Below are 409 nucleotides of genomic sequence, written 5' to 3' on the forward strand. Positions count from 1 at the left end.
TTAAAGCTCCATTAGAAAGCATTCCCTCTGCTGCATTATACTTATAAACTGGATTACTTCCTGTTGGCACTGTTGGTGGATTCACTGGTTCTGTTGGTGGTGTTACTGTGCCGGATACTAAGGTTAATGTTACTTCTCCAAGACTTGGACCATAGTTTATTCCATCTCCATGGAACTTAATAGTGTTTGTTCCGCTATTTAAATTTACTGCCACAGTAAAAGTTTTAGCATCTCCTATGGACCATCCATTAGTTGGTGTTGGAGTGTAAACTTCTCCTGTGCTTGTTCCATTTATATCTATCTTTAAGTTTCTATTAGCATCTGCCCCTATATACTTCACTGCTAAATTATAATTCCCTGCAGCTGCTACATTTACAGTTAAGGTAGTTGCACCATCACTTGGTCCTCC

Annotated in this window: 1 protein-coding gene; it reads right to left on the reverse strand. The window is 39.1% G+C overall.

Annotated elements, in window-relative coordinates; translation table 11 throughout:
- Nucleotides 1-409: carbohydrate-binding protein (locus tag GBZ86_RS19100; protein ID WP_479690761.1), on the reverse strand; the 409-nt coding region annotated here is incomplete at both ends.

Origin of the sequence: Clostridium tarantellae (assembly GCF_009295725.1) — a bacterium.
Lineage (GTDB): Bacteria > Bacillota > Clostridia > Clostridiales > Clostridiaceae > Sarcina > Sarcina tarantellae.